The organism is Aliivibrio sifiae (assembly GCF_002954715.1).
Taxonomy (GTDB): domain Bacteria; phylum Pseudomonadota; class Gammaproteobacteria; order Enterobacterales; family Vibrionaceae; genus Aliivibrio; species Aliivibrio sifiae.
In genome coordinates, this window is the sequence record NZ_MSCP01000001.1 from 2,112,510 (window position 1) to 2,127,450 (window position 14,941).

The window sequence follows — 14,941 nt, forward strand, 5'->3', positions numbered from 1 at the left end:
ACTTCGCGAGAGGCACTAGTGAAACCATGTTTCCATATAAAGACACTTAGATTATGAAAAGAAACGTTCAATAATCCATTGATACCCCACTGCACCAAGATAAACACCGACAATACCCATAACGCCAGATAATACTGGAGGTGCAGGAATTGGTAATTTAATTGCTGAAAAAACAACACCAACAATCAAACCAGCAAAGACTGATAACAAAACTTCATTCAACATAATTCACTCTCAAGTTACTTTTTGTGTATGCATTAAATGTAGTTTAATTTTCAAAATCTAGCTGTCTTTCTCCTTGCTATGAGTCTCATTATATCAAGATTAATTCGAGGGAATGTTTCTATCTGGTAACGCAATCGGTTTGCATCTCAAACTTTTTACTTAAAAAGTGTGAAAAAAATTCATTCAGTCATCACAATTTTTTCTTTTCCATAGATATAAAAAAACCCGCATTGAATGCGGGTTTTTAAGTATCTAACTTACTCTATAATGATTATAGAGATAGGAATAGACCTGCGATTGTTGCAGACATTAAGTTTGATAATGTACCAGCAGCAACAGCTTTCATACCCATCTTAGCGATATCATGACGACGTTCAGGAGCAAGGCTACCTAAACCACCAAGTAGAATCGCTACAGATGAAAGGTTAGCAAAACCACATAGTGCGAATGAAATGATTGCTTTTGTTTTCTCAGAAAGAACGACTTCAGCGCCTTCAGCTAGGTACGGTGCAAAGTTTAGGTAAGCAACGAATTCGTTAACTACTAATTTTTGACCTAAGAAAGAACCAGCGATTGTTGCTTCTTCCCACGGCACACCAATTAAGAATGCAACTGGAGAGAATACGTAACCAAGAATAAGCTCTAGCGTAATGTCTGGCATACCGAACCAACCACCAACACCACCAAGGATACCGTTGATTAGAGCGATTAGACCGATGAATGCAAGAAGCATTGCACCTACGTTTAACGCAAGTTGCATACCTGTTGCTGCACCAGCAGCTGCTGCATCAATTACGTTTGCAGGTTTGTCTTCACCTTTTTGCTCTAAAGCATCAAATTGATCAACCGGAGTTTCCGTTTCTGGTTTAAGGATTTTAGCAAATAGAAGACCACCAGGTGCAGCCATGAATGATGCCGCGATTAGGTATTCTAGAGGCACGCCCATAGAAGCATAACCAGCAAGCACACCACCAGCAACAGAAGCAAGGCCACCACACATTACGGCAAACAATTCAGATTGAGTCATTTTTGGAATGAATGGACGAACTACTAGAGGTGCTTCTGTTTGACCAACGAAAATGTTCGCAGTAGCAGAAAGTGATTCCGCACGAGAAGTGCCTAGTGCTTTTTGAAGAGCACCACCTAGGAAGTTAATCACGATTTGCATAATACCAAGGTAATAAAGTACCGCAGTTAATGATGCAAAGAATACGATTACAGGAAGAACACGCAGTGCGAAGATGAAACCGCCGCCGCCAAATAATTCAAACATTTTACCCGATACTAGGCCACCGAATAAGAATTCGATACCAGTGTTACCGTAGTTTATTACATTAGCAACCGCTTCAGATGCACCTAAAAGTACATCACGACCCACAGGTACATAAAGTATGAATGCACCTAAAATAAATTGAATGGCAAAAGCGCCACCGACAGTACGTAGATTGATTGCTTTGCGGTTATCAGATAGAAGTACTGCAAAAGCAAGCAGTGCTACAATCCCAACCAAGCTCATTAACAGGCTCATAGTTAAAAGTTTCCCTAAAATTGATTGTTGGCGTGTTTCAAATTAGCGGGGGCGATTATACTCACTGAAGCACCAATAAAGTAATGCTGTTGTCACACATTCGTCGTCCGTACATCATGCATTCACTCATAATTGTGAGCTTTATCACTAGTTGAAATCTAAAGATTCATCAATTGCACCTAAAGTAATGACAAATAACTCAAATCCCAAACAAAGAGGTGGTATTTTTATAAACAACATTTGCAATCGATTGCTTCGATTCTTTTCTAATCATAGCTAAGTAATCACACAAATTTGCGACTTTATCTGGCGTATTTATCTTGCCTTGAAATCCACTCAATGGCATATCAGGAGAATCTGTTTCGAGTAAAATCTTATCAAGTGGAATTTTAGCTATTGCATTCTTTGTCTTAATAGCTCGCTCATAACTGATCACCCCACCAACACCGATATAAAAGCCTAGTTGAATGAACTGTTCTGCTTGTTGAAAGCTGCCACTAAAGCCATGGATAACGCCCCCTTTCTCTGGCTTTATTTCTCGCAGTATTTTTAAAACATGATCGTGACTTTTTCGGCTATGAACAATTAAAGGAAGTTGATGGATTTTGGCTAATAGGCACTGCTCTCGAAAGACATCAACTTGAATATCGCGATTGCTTTCTTTATCCCAAAAATCCAAGCCACACTCACCAATAGCAACACACTTATCTCTATGTTCGCTGACAAATTTCGTTAAAGAGAGCACTTCAGATTGATGATCATTTGAAATAAAAAGAGGATGAATGCCTAAAGCATAATAAATCGATTCATGCTGACGTGATAAGGAGACAACGTTAGCCCAATTGGATTGATTAACACTAGGTACAATAAATTTACTAACGCCCTTCTCTTGAGCTTTTTGGAGGTAATACCCTTCATTTTCAGAAAAAGGAGAAAAATCCAAATGACAATGAGAGTCAATAAATTCAAATGACATTATTCACCTTCTTTTTTATATGGTACACAACTGCGTTTATTTTCAGGTGTTAAACCCAGAGACGTGCACCATGCATCATATTTTTTAATCCATTGTTTAATTATTTTCCACATAAGTTCCCTCTAACTCCAAAAACAAAAACATCGACTAACTAAACTATAGATACAAAAACGGAGTCCGCTAAGACTCCGTTTCATTTATTTGATAAACACTCTATTAGTGTTCACGTGTTGCTCTGAATTGAACATCAGGGAAACGCTCTGATGCTAAATTCAAATTAACCATTGTAGGAGCAATGTACGTTAAGTTATTGCCGCCATCTAACGCTAGGTTAGTTTGGTTTTTACGTTGGAAATCATCCATCATCTTGCCGTCAGTACATTCAACCCAACGAGCGGTTGCCACACTGATACCTTCATAAATAGCTTCAACGTTATATTCAGATTTCAAACGAGAAACAACCACATCAAACTGAAGTACACCAACCGCACCTACAATCAAGTCATTGTTTTGTAGTGGGCGGAAAACCTGTACAGCACCTTCTTCTGAAAGTTGAACAAGGCCTTTTAGCAATTGTTTTTGTTTTAGTGGATCTTTTAGGCGAATACGACGGAACAATTCAGGAGCAAAGTTTGGAATACCTGAGAACTTCAAGTTCTCACCTTGCGTGAAGGTATCACCGATTTGGATCGTACCATGGTTATGTAAACCGATGATGTCACCCGCATAAGCCGTTTCAGCACGAGAACGATCACCCGCCATAAAGGTTACCGCATCAGAAATACTAACGCTCTTACCTGTACGAACGTGGTTCATTTTCATGCTTTGAGTATAAGTACCTGATACAATACGCATGAAAGCAATACGGTCACGGTGTTTAGGATCCATGTTTGCTTGGATCTTAAATACAAAGCCAGAGAACTTCTCTTCTGTTGCTTCAACTGAACGCTCTACAGCTTCACGAGTTTGCGGTGCTGGAGCCCACTCAGTTAAGCCTTCTAGCATGTGGTCAACACCAAAGTTACCTAGTGCAGTACCAAAGTAAACAGGCGTTAGTTCACCCGCTAAGAATAATTCAAGATCAAACTCAGGGCATGCTCCAATAACAAGCTCTAACTCTTCACGTACGCTTGCAGCCAGTTCAGCACCTACTGCAGCGTCTAATTCAGGGTTATCTAAGCCTTTAATGGTACGAACTTCTTGGATCTCATGACCATGACCTGATTCATACAAGATCGTTTCATCACGGTGAATGTGATAAACACCTTTAAACTCTTTACCACAACCGATAGGCCATGAAATAGGAGCACAAGCCATACCTAGCTCGCTTTCTACTTCATCAAGCACTTCCATTGGGTCACGTACTTCACGGTCTAATTTGTTCATAAACGTAACGATTGGTGTATCACGTAAGCGTGTTACTTCCATTAGTTTACGAGTACGATCTTCGACACCTTTCGCCGCATCGATAACCATTAAACATGAATCTACCGCTGTTAGCGTACGGTAGGTATCTTCAGAGAAATCTTCATGTCCAGGAGTATCAAGAAGGTTAACTAGGCAACCGTTAAATGGAAATTGCATTACTGACGTAGTTACCGAGATACCACGTTCTTTTTCCATTTCCATCCAGTCTGATTTTGCGTGCTGGTTTGAACCACGACCTTTTACCGTACCCGCTTTTTGAATAGCGTTTCCGAATAATAATACTTTTTCAGTAATGGTTGTTTTACCCGCATCCGGGTGAGAAATGATGGCAAACGTTCTACGTTTACCCACTTCTTGTAAAAAAGACATAAGCGTTGATAATCCTGTAAGATTTCAGAAAGGATGTAATTAGGCGAGATTATACTCAAAGACGTTCATTATCTAAAGCGCCGAATTAAAAGAATATATAACTCATGATAATCGCGTCTTCTTTACCATTAACGGTTGGGTAGTAATCATGACGACGAGTCACTTCATTAAACCCTTCTGATTCATATAAAGATATCGCTTTTACATTACTTTCTCGCACTTCAAGCCAAGCAGATTCAGCACTTTGCTCCATACACATATCAATGAAGAACTCAGTTAATTTACGACCAAATCCTTTTCTTTGATATGCAGGATCAATAGCAACATTAAGTAAAGTAACTTCACCTACCACATTTTGAGCATAAAAATAGCCCACAACTTGATCATTTTCTAACATGACTCGGTGTTGTGCACAGCGACTATTTAACTCTCGGATCATTGATTCTGCCCAAGGGTGTGAATGCGCTGCGTTTTCTATTCGCCAAATATCATTAAGGTGAGCGTCTGAAATAGGTTGAATACTAATGGTCATAAGAACAAATTTGTCGCCATAAATCGCGTCGTGATTGAGTATCTGTGTGCATTTCTGATAGCGGTGGAGAACTTAACGTCTGTACCCCTTCTAATTCAGTAATAGCGACACCAGAAAACCAACACCACGTTAAATGATGTTCAGCTACGTACTCTAACGACTCAGAAGGAAGAAATAACGCCTGCTCTGGTAAGAGTTTCATACTCGCAAGAACTTTTCCAAATAGAAAAGCATCGCGTTCAGTAGGAACAGCAGAGGCTATGAATAATAGCTGACAGGTTTCAGGTAATGATATTGTACTGTTCTCTAATGTTGCGAAGTATTCAGTTTGTCTTACTTGCCAAACAGAAATATCCATTTCATTTAAAAACTGTAATGCTTGTTTTGGCATATCATTCACCTGTCAATTTAAGGGTAAGGATATTATCAATATTCTAGAGTGGATGCTACTTGAAGTCAGGAGATTAAAGCGATAACTAAAAAGTGAATGCTCATTACTTAAATGAGCATTCTGCTGATAAATTACAATAGTTCAAACTCAGGGCAATACTCTATCAGACCTGTTTTATCTTCAAGAAATTCAGGAGAACATGCTTTTATCATAAACGCCCCTTCAGGTACTTCCCATTTACACTTTATATCGTACTTATTCGCAGGCTCAAAACCAAAGCGATGATAATAAGCAGGATCACCCAGTACAACAGATACAGGGTAACCAAGCTCAGCAAGAGTTTCTAACCCTTCTGTCACTAAAGACTGAGCGATGCCTTGCTTTTCAAATTCTTTTTTTACACATAAAGGGGCCAACCCTTGCCAGTTAAAATCATCACCATTAAGCATTACTGGGCTAAAAAGGCAATGACCAATCACTTCACCTTCATCTGTACATGCGACTAATGATAAAGTTAAATGACTATTTTCACGTAAAGACATTACTAACTGAGCTTCTGCTTCAGTTTCAAATGTCTCACGAACCAATCGATCTATCGTTAAAATATCCGCAGGTGCTTCAGTTCTAATAAGCATTTATCGTCTCTTTCACTTCCGGCTTTTGCAAGCCTTGTTGGACAAAATTAGCCAACGTCATTAATGCTTGGTTTAAAGGTTTTGGTAATGAATCAAGATCAACACTGTCCATTAAGTTTTTCACTTCAAGCCCAAGCTCTGTATCACCTTCAATCTTTAGGCGACGTTGAAAAAACAAAGTGTCAGGATCTTCTTTACGGCCAGCAATTAAAATTAAATCATTCAGCGGACCACTAAAGCTAACATCTTCTTTCTCTGCTTTATTGGAGACTATCAGCTTTTCATCTTGATAACTGATAAACCAGTGCAATTCGAGATCAAGAATTGAAACTTTTAACCACTTATCTTCCAAAAATTCAAAATCACCATCATCAAGAGCTTCATGAAAGACTTGCTTTAATCCTTCGAGCAATACCTTTTGTTGCATTGAAACAGGAATTAATTTTGCAGGTACTTTGAGAACTGATGCTGCATTTTCTACTAGTTTTGAACGAATTTGATTAATCACGCTTAATTTCCATTACATTTGGTCGATAACTTTATGCAGTATAAATTGATTGACGGATATCTAACCTGTTTCTTATCAAAAAAAAGACTTATTACAATTTAAGGTGGCAAATAGGGATCCATTCAATGTATATTTTACTGTTGAAATTATAAATACTATTAATCAGTACTGATTCTGGAAGTTATTTGTCTTCTTTACTAAAAAGCGGTAACACTATGTCACTTTCTCAAATACAACATTGGCTTCCTTTGCTAACAGATAACAGTCCATTTCTGTTTGCTATTTTGGACACGGATCATAACTACGTTACCGTTAATAATCGTTACTGTGAAATCAGTGGGTTAAACAGGGAAGAGTTATGTGGACGTTCTGACTCTGAGATTTTAGGCGCACATTTTTATGCCTCTCTCAAACCCTACTATTGCCGAGCCTTAAATGGTGAAAAAATTGAAGCTGAAATCACACTAGACGATCATCGTTTTGATACCAGCCTTCATTTTAGTTTATTCCCAATAGAACAAGACAATAACACTTACATTGTCTTCCACGCTGTAGATACCTCAGAACGCCAACAATTACTCAATTCTTTAAAAGAAAGCGAATCAAAATATCAAAAGTTAACCGAGCTTCTTAATGATTCTGTCTTTTTAATTGAAGGCGACATCATCGTTTCAGCCAATACTGCATCTGCAAAGATGCTTGGTTTTAATAAACCTGCCGAATTTATTGGTGAAAGCATTGAACAACTATTAATTTCAAGCAATAAGACTCACTCTCTGTCTGAAGTTATTGCTAATTTAGCCTCAGAACAACAACTCACAGTAAGAACGACTGTAAATTGCGGCATTCGATCTGAGCTGCTCTTAACCGTTGAAAAAACACTTATTTTAGGCAGCCCCGCTCACCTTGTTATTTTAAAAGAACATAAGAAACAACTTGCAACAACCAATCAAATGGCAGTTTCTCAAGTTGATTTACTGACTGGGATATATAACCGACACGGGTTTACTCATGTCATAGAAAAGATGATTAAAGAAAACATTCCTTTTTTCATGCTCTATTTAGACATTGATAACTTCAAGAATATAAATGATTCTTTAGGCCACCACATCGGCGATCGCGTATTAAAAGAGATCTCAACTCGCCTACAGAAACTATTACCAAAACACGCCATTGTTGGGCATTTAGGTGGCGATGAATTTGGCATCTTATTTCCAAAGCCTGAACATAACCAAATCCTTGACCAACTCTCAGATAAAATTATCAAGCTAATTAACCAACCTTTTGATTTAGTTCATTTCTCTAAACGATTAGCTTGTTCTATTGGCAGTGTTCAATACCCTATCGATGGAACCGATGCTCGCAGCTTATTACAAAATGCTGATACGGCAATGTATGAAGCCAAAGACCGTGGCCGAAACCGCTTAATCAAATTTCATGACCAAATGAACAAAGAAGCAAGAATGCGATTATGGTTAGAAATCGAACTTCAAAAAGCCTTACAAAACAATGGACTTGAAGTATGGTATCAACCAAAAGTAAGTGCTCGTGATTTTAGAATCAATGGCGCAGAGGCACTTGTTCGATGGAAACACCCTGTAGAAGGGTATATAAGTCCAGCTCGTTTCATTCCTGTTGCTGAACGTTCAGGGTTAATTGAAACATTAGGCAAAGTAGTTATGCGTGAGGTTTTCCAAACCGTAAAAGAATGGAAAAACCAAGGGATCTTACCTGGTCGTATCGCGATTAATTTATCTCCAGCACAATTTGGTAATCCTCAATTAATTGAATATATGGAACGACTACTAAAAACAACTCAAGTAGATCCAAACTGTATAACTTTAGAGCTAACTGAAAGTGCGGTAATGAGCGACGGCGAACATGCCATTCAAATGCTTGATGCAATTAAGAAATTAGGATTTACACTGTCTATCGATGATTTCGGCACTGGTTACTCTTCATTAGCTTATCTTGCTCGCTTCCCTCTTGATGAACTGAAAATTGACCGCGGCTTCATTAGTGAAATAGATACGCTACCAAAACAAATTACTATTATAGAAAATGTCATTAATTTAGGTAAAAACTTAAATATGGATATCGTTGCTGAAGGGGTTGAAACAAGACAACAAGCAATGCTTCTATCCAGTTTGAATTGTGATTCCATTCAAGGCTTCCACTTCTACAAACCTCAGCCAAAACATGAGATTGAAGCGTTATTAGTACAAAATAAACGTTCAAGATAATCAAATAATAAAGAGCTTAATACCTAGAACAAAACTACTTCTTTCTAGGTATTACAGCCTCTTAAATAGAAATAAGTTACATTTCCATCAACTCAACCATAAGTCTTTATTTAAGTAACAAAACAACTAAAAACCTGCCTTAAATCAAGTTTCAAAATTATCTTATCATTATCATAGAGCATCAGATTTTTGTAACTAGGTATTCTTATGGAACTCCTCTGCCCAGCCGGTAACTTACCTGCTCTAAAAACCGCGATAGATTGCGGTGCCGATGCCGTTTATATCGGTTTTAAAGACGATACAAATGCTCGCCATTTTGCAGGCTTAAACTTTACAGGTAAAAAACTTGAAAAGGCAGTGCAATATGTTCATGACAACAATAAACATATTCATGTTGCGTTGAATACCTTCGCCCATCCTGATGGCTTTAACCGTTGGACCAAAGCTGTTGATAATGCGGCGGCAATGGGTATTGATGCATTAATCATCTCAGACATTGGGGTTCTAGAGTACGCGGCAAACACTTATCCAGATTTAGAACTACACTTATCAGTTCAAGCTTCTGCGACTAACGTTGCCGCGATTGATTTCTATAAAAAGAATTTCAATATTAAACGAGTTGTATTGCCTCGTGTATTATCGATTCATCAAGTCAAACAACTATCTCGTAATTTAACTTCTGATGTGGATCTTGAAGTATTTGCCTTTGGTAGCCTATGTATTATGTCTGAGGGACGTTGTTACTTATCATCATACATGACTGGCGAGTCACCAAATACAGTAGGGGCTTGCTCTCCAGCTAAATACGTTCGCTGGCAAGAAACAGAAAATGGCCTAGAGTCTCGCTTAAACAACATTCTTATTGACCGCTACGGCGAAGGTGAAAACGCGGGTTACCCAACGCTTTGTAAAGGCCGTTTCGATGTAGAAGGAAAAACGTTCCATGCATTAGAAGAGCCTACGAGTTTAAATACCCTATCTCTTGTTCCTGAATTATTTTCCGCTAATGTGGCGTCAGTGAAAATTGAAGGTCGTCAACGTAGCCCCGCATACGTAGAACAAGTAACTAAAACTTGGCGAGCGGCCATTGACCGTTATAAAGCAAACCCTGAAGGCTACACTGTAGAACCTAAGTGGGATGCAACATTAGCAAACGTTTCAGAGGGAACCCAAACAACCCTTGGTGCTTATCATAAGAAGTGGCAATAGGAGAAAGTTATGAAGTACGCATTAGGTCCACTCTTATATTTTTGGTCTAAAGAAAACATTGAATCTTTTTATCAAAAAGCGATAAACAGCGAAACTGACATTATTTATTTGGGCGAAAGTGTTTGTTCAAAGCGTCGTGAAATGAAGCCTAAAGATTGGTTTTCAATTGCTAAAGATATTTCTGAATCGGGAAAACAAGTTGTACTTTCTACGATGGCGCTGTTAGAGGCCCCTAGTGAAGTCAACGCAATGAAAAAATACATTGATAACGGTGACTTCATTATTGAAGCTAACGATGTCTCAGCGATTCAATTGGCTTCAGAAAGCAACGTTCCTTTTGTTGTTGGTCCTGCGGTTAACTGCTACAACGCCCAAACACTGAATTTATTTTTAAAGCAAGGCATGACTCGCTGGTGCATGCCTGTAGAGCTATCACGGGAATGGTTACAGAATGTATTAATTCAATGTGATGATTTAGGCATTAAAGGTAAATTTGAAACTGAAGTATTCAGCTATGGTTACCTACCATTAGCGTATTCGGCTCGATGCTTTACCGCAAGAGCCGAAAATAAGCCAAAAGATGAATGTGAGACTTGTTGTATTAAATATCCGAATGGCATTACGGTTAATAGCCAAGAAGGACAAGAAGTCTTTACATTAAACGGAATTCAAACTCAATCTGGCTATTGCTATAATTTAATCAATGACTTAGCAAGTATGAATGAGTTGGTTGATGTCGTTCGTTTAAGTCCATTAAGTGTAGAGACATTCAATGAAGTCTCTAAGTTTAAAGCTAATGAAACAGGTACTGAAAAATTTGCATTAAAAGATGCACGTCAATGCAATGGCTATTGGCACAGCATTGCAGGACTAGATGTACAAATCTAATTTATATTAAGTGTTAAATAAAAAAAGCCCTTACTTATCTCAAGTAAGGGCTTTTTCATAGATAAATAATCTGTATTTACTCAGCTAAAGCTTCTTCTTTTAACACTTCTTTTTCCGAACTGTCAGAAACAGGGGCTTCCTTCGCTTCCAAAGCTTGTTGCTCTTTTATTTTCTGTTCTTGTAGCTCTCGTAATGATTGGTAAATTTTACCCAACTCAACAAACGAATAGCGATGCTCGACAAACTCATAAACATTACCAGCCATTGCCAATTTATATAAAGCAATTGCACTTGGGTAGTCACCTTCATGTTGATAGCCTTTAGCTAAATAGAAATAACCCTCTGTTAATTTTTCTGCTAACGCGACGTTATTACGTGTTGTAGTTAAGATCTTTTTAAAGAATTCATCTTCTGTTGTTTCTTTTAAAATAACACCAGCAAGATCCCATCCAAAATCATCATCTGTACGCTTCTGGTATTGAACCTTAAATTCTTCAGTTGCCACTAATGGATCAACTTCAAGGCCAATCCAGTAGAGCCAAATCGCACGATAAGGGTCTGTTGGTGCATCATTATAATGCTTTCTTGCAATCTCATAAGCTTGGTCATAACGTTCACCATAATAAAGGGCAATCGCTAAATTTCGCTCTGCAAATTGATTCTTTGGATCTAGCTCTAATGCTGAATCTAACGCTTCATAGGCTCCGTCAAAATCGGTATTTTGTGTGTAATAAACACCTAAAATATTAAATACATCACTTTGATCTGGCTTTAAGTTTAAAGATTGAGTGAAATCAACACGAGCTAAATCACGCAATCCCAAGCTGTCATTAATTAACCCACGCTCATAAAACATTTTCGCACGGGTGATATCATCAACATCTGGACGCAATAATAATTGATCCAACCGAGATAACTGTATCTCTTGTTGAATACTTGCTTGTAAAGGTACCGCCATTGGAGGGGAAACCCATCCTGAAGTGTTATTTGTTGATGCACAACCTGATAAGGCCATTACTACGCCAACTAACGCTATTCGAATCCAATTCACTCATTTTCTCCTATGATAAGCTGACTTCTTCTAACTGCAATTAAAAGAAAAGGGAGCATTTCTGCTCCCTTTATAACACGCTTTATATTAAAAGACTGTAATCAATCAGATTATTCTGCGTCTTTTACTTCAGCAGCAGGCGCTGGGTTTAGCTCAGCATTTGCTTCTTTGATACTTAGACGGATACGGCCTTGACGGTCGATCTCTAGTACTTTAGTTTTCACTTCTTGACCAACTTGTAGATGATCTGCCACTTTCTCAATACGCTCTTCAGCGATTTGAGAAATATGAACTAGACCTTCTTTAGGACCAAGAACCGTTACGAATGCACCGAAATCAACGATACGCATAACTTTACCTGTGTAGATCTTACCCACTTCAACTTCAGCAGTAATTTCTTCAATACGACGGATAGCTTCTTTAGCAGCAGCACCTTCAGTCGCAGCGATTTTGATAGTACCGTCATCTTCGATTTCGATAGTTGTACCCGTTTCTTCACAAAGAGCACGGATAACTGCGCCGCCTTTACCGATAACATCTTTGATCTTATCAGAGCTGATTTTCATTGTGTGGATACGTGGAGCGTATTGTGAGATATCTTCACGAGCGCCAGAGATTGCTTCGTCCATAACAGTAAGGATGTGCTTACGCGCGCCTTGTGCTTGGTTTAGAGCGATCTGCATGATCTCTTTAGTGATACCTTCAATTTTGATATCCATTTGAAGAGCAGTAATACCTTCGTTAGTACCCGCTACTTTAAAGTCCATGTCACCTAGGTGATCTTCATCGCCAAGGATGTCAGAAAGAACAACGAAATCGTCGCCTTCTTTAACAAGACCCATTGCAATACCAGCAACAGACGCTTTAATTGGAACACCCGCATCCATAAGAGCTAGAGATGTACCACACACAGAAGCCATTGAAGATGAACCGTTAGATTCAGTGATTTCCGATACTACACGAACTGTGTATGGGAATTCTTCAACAGAAGGCATAACCGCTTGGATACCACGTTTAGCTAGTTTACCGTGACCAATTTCACGACGCTTAGGAGAACCAACAAAGCCAGTTTCGCCTACACAGTATGGAGGGAAGTTGTAGTGTAGAAGGAAGTGATCTTTCTTCTCACCCATTAGGCTGTCGATGATTTGAGCATCACGTTGTGTGCCAAGCGTTGCAGTAACAAGAGCTTGAGTTTCACCACGAGTGAATAAAGAAGAACCGTGTGTACGAGGAAGAACACCTGTACGTACGTCTAGCGCACGAACCATGTCTTTTTCACGACCATCGATACGTGGGTGGCCAGCAATAATGCGGCTACGTACAACGTTTTTCTCTAGAGAACCAAGCATACCGCGAATTTCACGTTCATCTAGTTCTTCGTTTTGAGCTAGAAGTGCTTCAACAGCTTCAGTTTTGATTGTACCAACTTGCTCGTAACGCGCCATTTTTTCAGTAATTTGGTACGCTTCAGAAAGACGAGTTTCTGCAAGTTCAGCAACTTGAGCTTTAAGTTCAGCATTTACTTCTGGAGCAGTCCAATCCCAAGATGGAGTACCTACTTCAGCAGCAAATTCATTGATTGCTTTAATTACTACTTGTTGTTGGTCATGACCAAATACAACAGCAGAAAGCATTTCTTCTTCAGATAGGTTGTCAGCTTCTGACTCAACCATTAATACTGCGCCTTCTGTACCAGACACTACTAGGTCTAGTTTAGAGTTTTCAAGCTCAGTGTTTGATGGGTTAAGAACTAGCTCACCATTGATGTGACCAACACGTGCAGCACCGATAGGACCATTGAATGGTACACCAGCGATAGAAAGTGCCGCAGACGTTGCGATCATTGTGATCATGTCTGGGTTTACGTCAGGGTTGATAGAAACAACCGTAGCGATAACTTGAACTTCGTTTTTAAACGCACTTGGGAAAAGTGGACGAATTGGACGGTCGATTAGACGAGCCGTTAATGTTTCGCCTTCAGAAGGACGACCTTCACGCTTGAAGAAACCACCAGGGATTTTACCAGCAGCGTAAGTACGCTCTTGGTAGTTAACTGTTAATGGGAAGAAATCTTGACCCGGTACTGCGTCTTTTTTAGCAACAACAGAAACGAATACTGATGTATCGTCCATGCTTGCCATAACAGCTGCAGTTGCTTGACGAGCCATTACGCCCGTTTCTAGAGTTACGGTATGGTTACCGTACTGGAATGATTTTACGACTGGATTCGCGAACATTATTTTTCCTTTATTCTTAACACTCAAACCATTTCTGGCTGAAATTAAGAAAATTTAAGTGATAATTCAATCTATTACCAATCGCGACTAGTACAAATTTACTTAGCTAAAGATAACTTGTAATAGTCGCGACCTAGTGGCCGACTTCGGTGACTGTAATAGATGAACAAAATTATAGAGTTAAAAACGCACACTGCAATTTCAACCGCAATAGTATACCCCAATTAAGGCAATATGCGAGGTTCAGAAATGAAAAAGGAGAATTGCGGGCACAAAAAAAGGAGCGATAAACGCTCCTTTTTGTCAAACTGTCTTTACAGACATCGCAAATTAGCGACGTAGGCCTAGACGTTTGATTAGATTTTGGTAACGCTCGCTATTTTTACCTTTTAGGTAATCAAGAAGCTTACGACGGCTAGAAACCATACGTAATAGACCACGACGGCTGTGGTGATCGTGCTTGTGATTAGCGAAGTGACCTTGAAGGTGGTTGATAGAAGCAGTAAGTAGTGCTACTTGTACTTCTGGTGAACCTGTATCGCCTTCAGATTGTGCGTATTCTGCAACGATTGCTGCTTTAGTTTCTGCATTCAGAGACATAATGCTCTCCTGATAAGAGTTGTTTAATATATGTAGCAGCCAATCTCTGATTCAGCCACTACGCGAAGGGCGAATTATACGGATGAACAATAATAAAGCAATAAAAAAAAGAGCAAAA

General features: G+C 39.0%; 14 protein-coding genes. 3 read left to right on the forward strand and 11 right to left on the reverse strand.

The window, feature by feature from the left end; all coding sequences use genetic code 11:
- Window positions 1–51: 51 nt before the first annotated feature.
- The 8 genes from BTO23_RS09445 to ubiT form a co-directional block, all read right to left on the reverse strand.
- Complete coding sequence (locus BTO23_RS09445; RefSeq protein WP_023604119.1) at window positions 52–222, reverse strand: XapX domain-containing protein; 171 nt, start codon at window positions 220–222, stop codon at window positions 52–54.
- 274 nt (window positions 223–496) lie between these two features.
- Window positions 497–1,753 (reverse strand): NupC/NupG family nucleoside CNT transporter, encoded by a 1,257-nt coding sequence (locus BTO23_RS09450; protein WP_060992429.1) that lies wholly within the window; start codon window positions 1,751–1,753, stop codon window positions 497–499.
- A gap of 199 nt (window positions 1,754–1,952) precedes the next feature.
- A complete protein-coding gene (locus tag BTO23_RS09455; protein ID WP_105063407.1) occupies window positions 1,953–2,729 on the reverse strand; it encodes a TatD family hydrolase in 777 nt (258 codons plus the stop codon).
- A 216-nt stretch (window positions 2,730–2,945) separates the two neighbouring features.
- Window positions 2,946–4,526 carry a peptide chain release factor 3 gene (gene prfC / locus BTO23_RS09465; protein ID WP_060992431.1) on the reverse strand — a complete coding sequence of 527 codons (1,581 nt, stop codon included), beginning with the start codon at window positions 4,524–4,526 and terminating at the stop codon, window positions 2,946–2,948.
- 85 nt (window positions 4,527–4,611) lie between these two features.
- A complete protein-coding gene (rimI, locus tag BTO23_RS09470; protein WP_061004574.1) occupies window positions 4,612–5,058 on the reverse strand; it encodes a ribosomal protein S18-alanine N-acetyltransferase in 447 nt (148 codons plus the stop codon).
- The gene (locus BTO23_RS09475; RefSeq protein WP_060992433.1) at window positions 5,048–5,449 is read right to left on the reverse strand and encodes a DNA polymerase III subunit psi; all 402 of its coding nucleotides are present in this window, start codon (window positions 5,447–5,449) and stop codon (window positions 5,048–5,050) included. Before BTO23_RS09475 ends, rimI begins: the two co-directional genes overlap by 11 nt.
- A 131-nt stretch (window positions 5,450–5,580) precedes the next feature.
- Window positions 5,581–6,084 (reverse strand): GNAT family N-acetyltransferase, encoded by a 504-nt coding sequence (locus tag BTO23_RS09480; RefSeq protein ID WP_060992434.1) that lies wholly within the window; start codon window positions 6,082–6,084, stop codon window positions 5,581–5,583.
- Complete coding sequence (ubiT, locus tag BTO23_RS09485) at window positions 6,074–6,592, reverse strand: ubiquinone anaerobic biosynthesis accessory factor UbiT (protein WP_061004576.1); 519 nt, start codon at window positions 6,590–6,592, stop codon at window positions 6,074–6,076. The genes BTO23_RS09480 and ubiT overlap by 11 nt, the downstream gene beginning before the upstream one ends.
- A 215-nt stretch (window positions 6,593–6,807) precedes the next feature.
- Between ubiT and BTO23_RS09490 the strand changes: the two genes are divergently transcribed.
- The 3 genes from BTO23_RS09490 (at window position 6,808) to BTO23_RS09500 (ending at window position 10,932) form a co-directional block, all read left to right on the forward strand.
- A complete protein-coding gene (locus tag BTO23_RS09490) occupies window positions 6,808–8,835 on the forward strand; it encodes a sensor domain-containing protein (RefSeq protein ID WP_105063408.1) in 2,028 nt (675 codons plus the stop codon).
- Between the two features lie 207 nt (window positions 8,836–9,042).
- Window positions 9,043–10,044, forward strand: coding sequence for a ubiquinone anaerobic biosynthesis protein UbiU (ubiU, locus tag BTO23_RS09495; protein WP_060992437.1), 1,002 nt, complete (start codon window positions 9,043–9,045; stop codon window positions 10,042–10,044).
- Window positions 10,045–10,053: 9 nt separating this feature from the next.
- Window positions 10,054–10,932, forward strand: a complete 879-nt coding sequence (locus tag BTO23_RS09500; protein WP_105063409.1) for a U32 family peptidase — start codon at window positions 10,054–10,056, stop codon at window positions 10,930–10,932.
- Between the two features lie 76 nt (window positions 10,933–11,008).
- On the opposite strand, the gene nlpI is transcribed toward BTO23_RS09500, so the two are convergent.
- The 3 genes from nlpI to rpsO form a co-directional block, all read right to left on the reverse strand.
- Window positions 11,009–11,983, reverse strand: a complete 975-nt coding sequence (nlpI, locus tag BTO23_RS09505; protein WP_105063410.1) for a lipoprotein NlpI — start codon at window positions 11,981–11,983, stop codon at window positions 11,009–11,011.
- A gap of 110 nt (window positions 11,984–12,093) precedes the next feature.
- On the reverse strand, window positions 12,094–14,223 hold the full coding sequence (gene pnp / locus BTO23_RS09510; RefSeq protein WP_060992440.1) for a polyribonucleotide nucleotidyltransferase: 2,130 nt from the start codon (window positions 14,221–14,223) through the stop codon (window positions 12,094–12,096).
- Between the two features lie 330 nt (window positions 14,224–14,553).
- A complete protein-coding gene (gene rpsO, locus BTO23_RS09515) occupies window positions 14,554–14,823 on the reverse strand; it encodes a 30S ribosomal protein S15 (protein ID WP_060992441.1) in 270 nt (89 codons plus the stop codon).
- Window positions 14,824–14,941 lie beyond the last annotated feature (118 nt).

Coding starts and splice junctions, on each gene's coding strand:
- BTO23_RS09450 (WP_060992429.1), bottom strand. CDS start 1,753: ATGAGCCTGTTAATGAGCTTGGTTGGGATTGTAGCACTGCTTGCTTTT.
- BTO23_RS09455 (WP_105063407.1), bottom strand. CDS start 2,729: ATGTCATTTGAATTTATTGACTCTCATTGTCATTTGGATTTTTCTCCT.
- prfC (WP_060992431.1), bottom strand. CDS start 4,526: ATGTCTTTTTTACAAGAAGTGGGTAAACGTAGAACGTTTGCCATCATT.
- rimI (WP_061004574.1), bottom strand. CDS start 5,058: ATGACCATTAGTATTCAACCTATTTCAGACGCTCACCTTAATGATATT.
- BTO23_RS09475 (WP_060992433.1), bottom strand. CDS start 5,449: ATGCCAAAACAAGCATTACAGTTTTTAAATGAAATGGATATTTCTGTT.
- BTO23_RS09480 (WP_060992434.1), bottom strand. CDS start 6,084: ATGCTTATTAGAACTGAAGCACCTGCGGATATTTTAACGATAGATCGA.
- BTO23_RS09490 (WP_105063408.1), top strand. CDS start 6,808: ATGTCACTTTCTCAAATACAACATTGGCTTCCTTTGCTAACAGATAAC.
- ubiU (WP_060992437.1), top strand. CDS start 9,043: ATGGAACTCCTCTGCCCAGCCGGTAACTTACCTGCTCTAAAAACCGCG.
- BTO23_RS09500 (WP_105063409.1), top strand. CDS start 10,054: ATGAAGTACGCATTAGGTCCACTCTTATATTTTTGGTCTAAAGAAAAC.
- pnp (WP_060992440.1), bottom strand. CDS start 14,223: ATGTTCGCGAATCCAGTCGTAAAATCATTCCAGTACGGTAACCATACC.
- rpsO (WP_060992441.1), bottom strand. CDS start 14,823: ATGTCTCTGAATGCAGAAACTAAAGCAGCAATCGTTGCAGAATACGCA.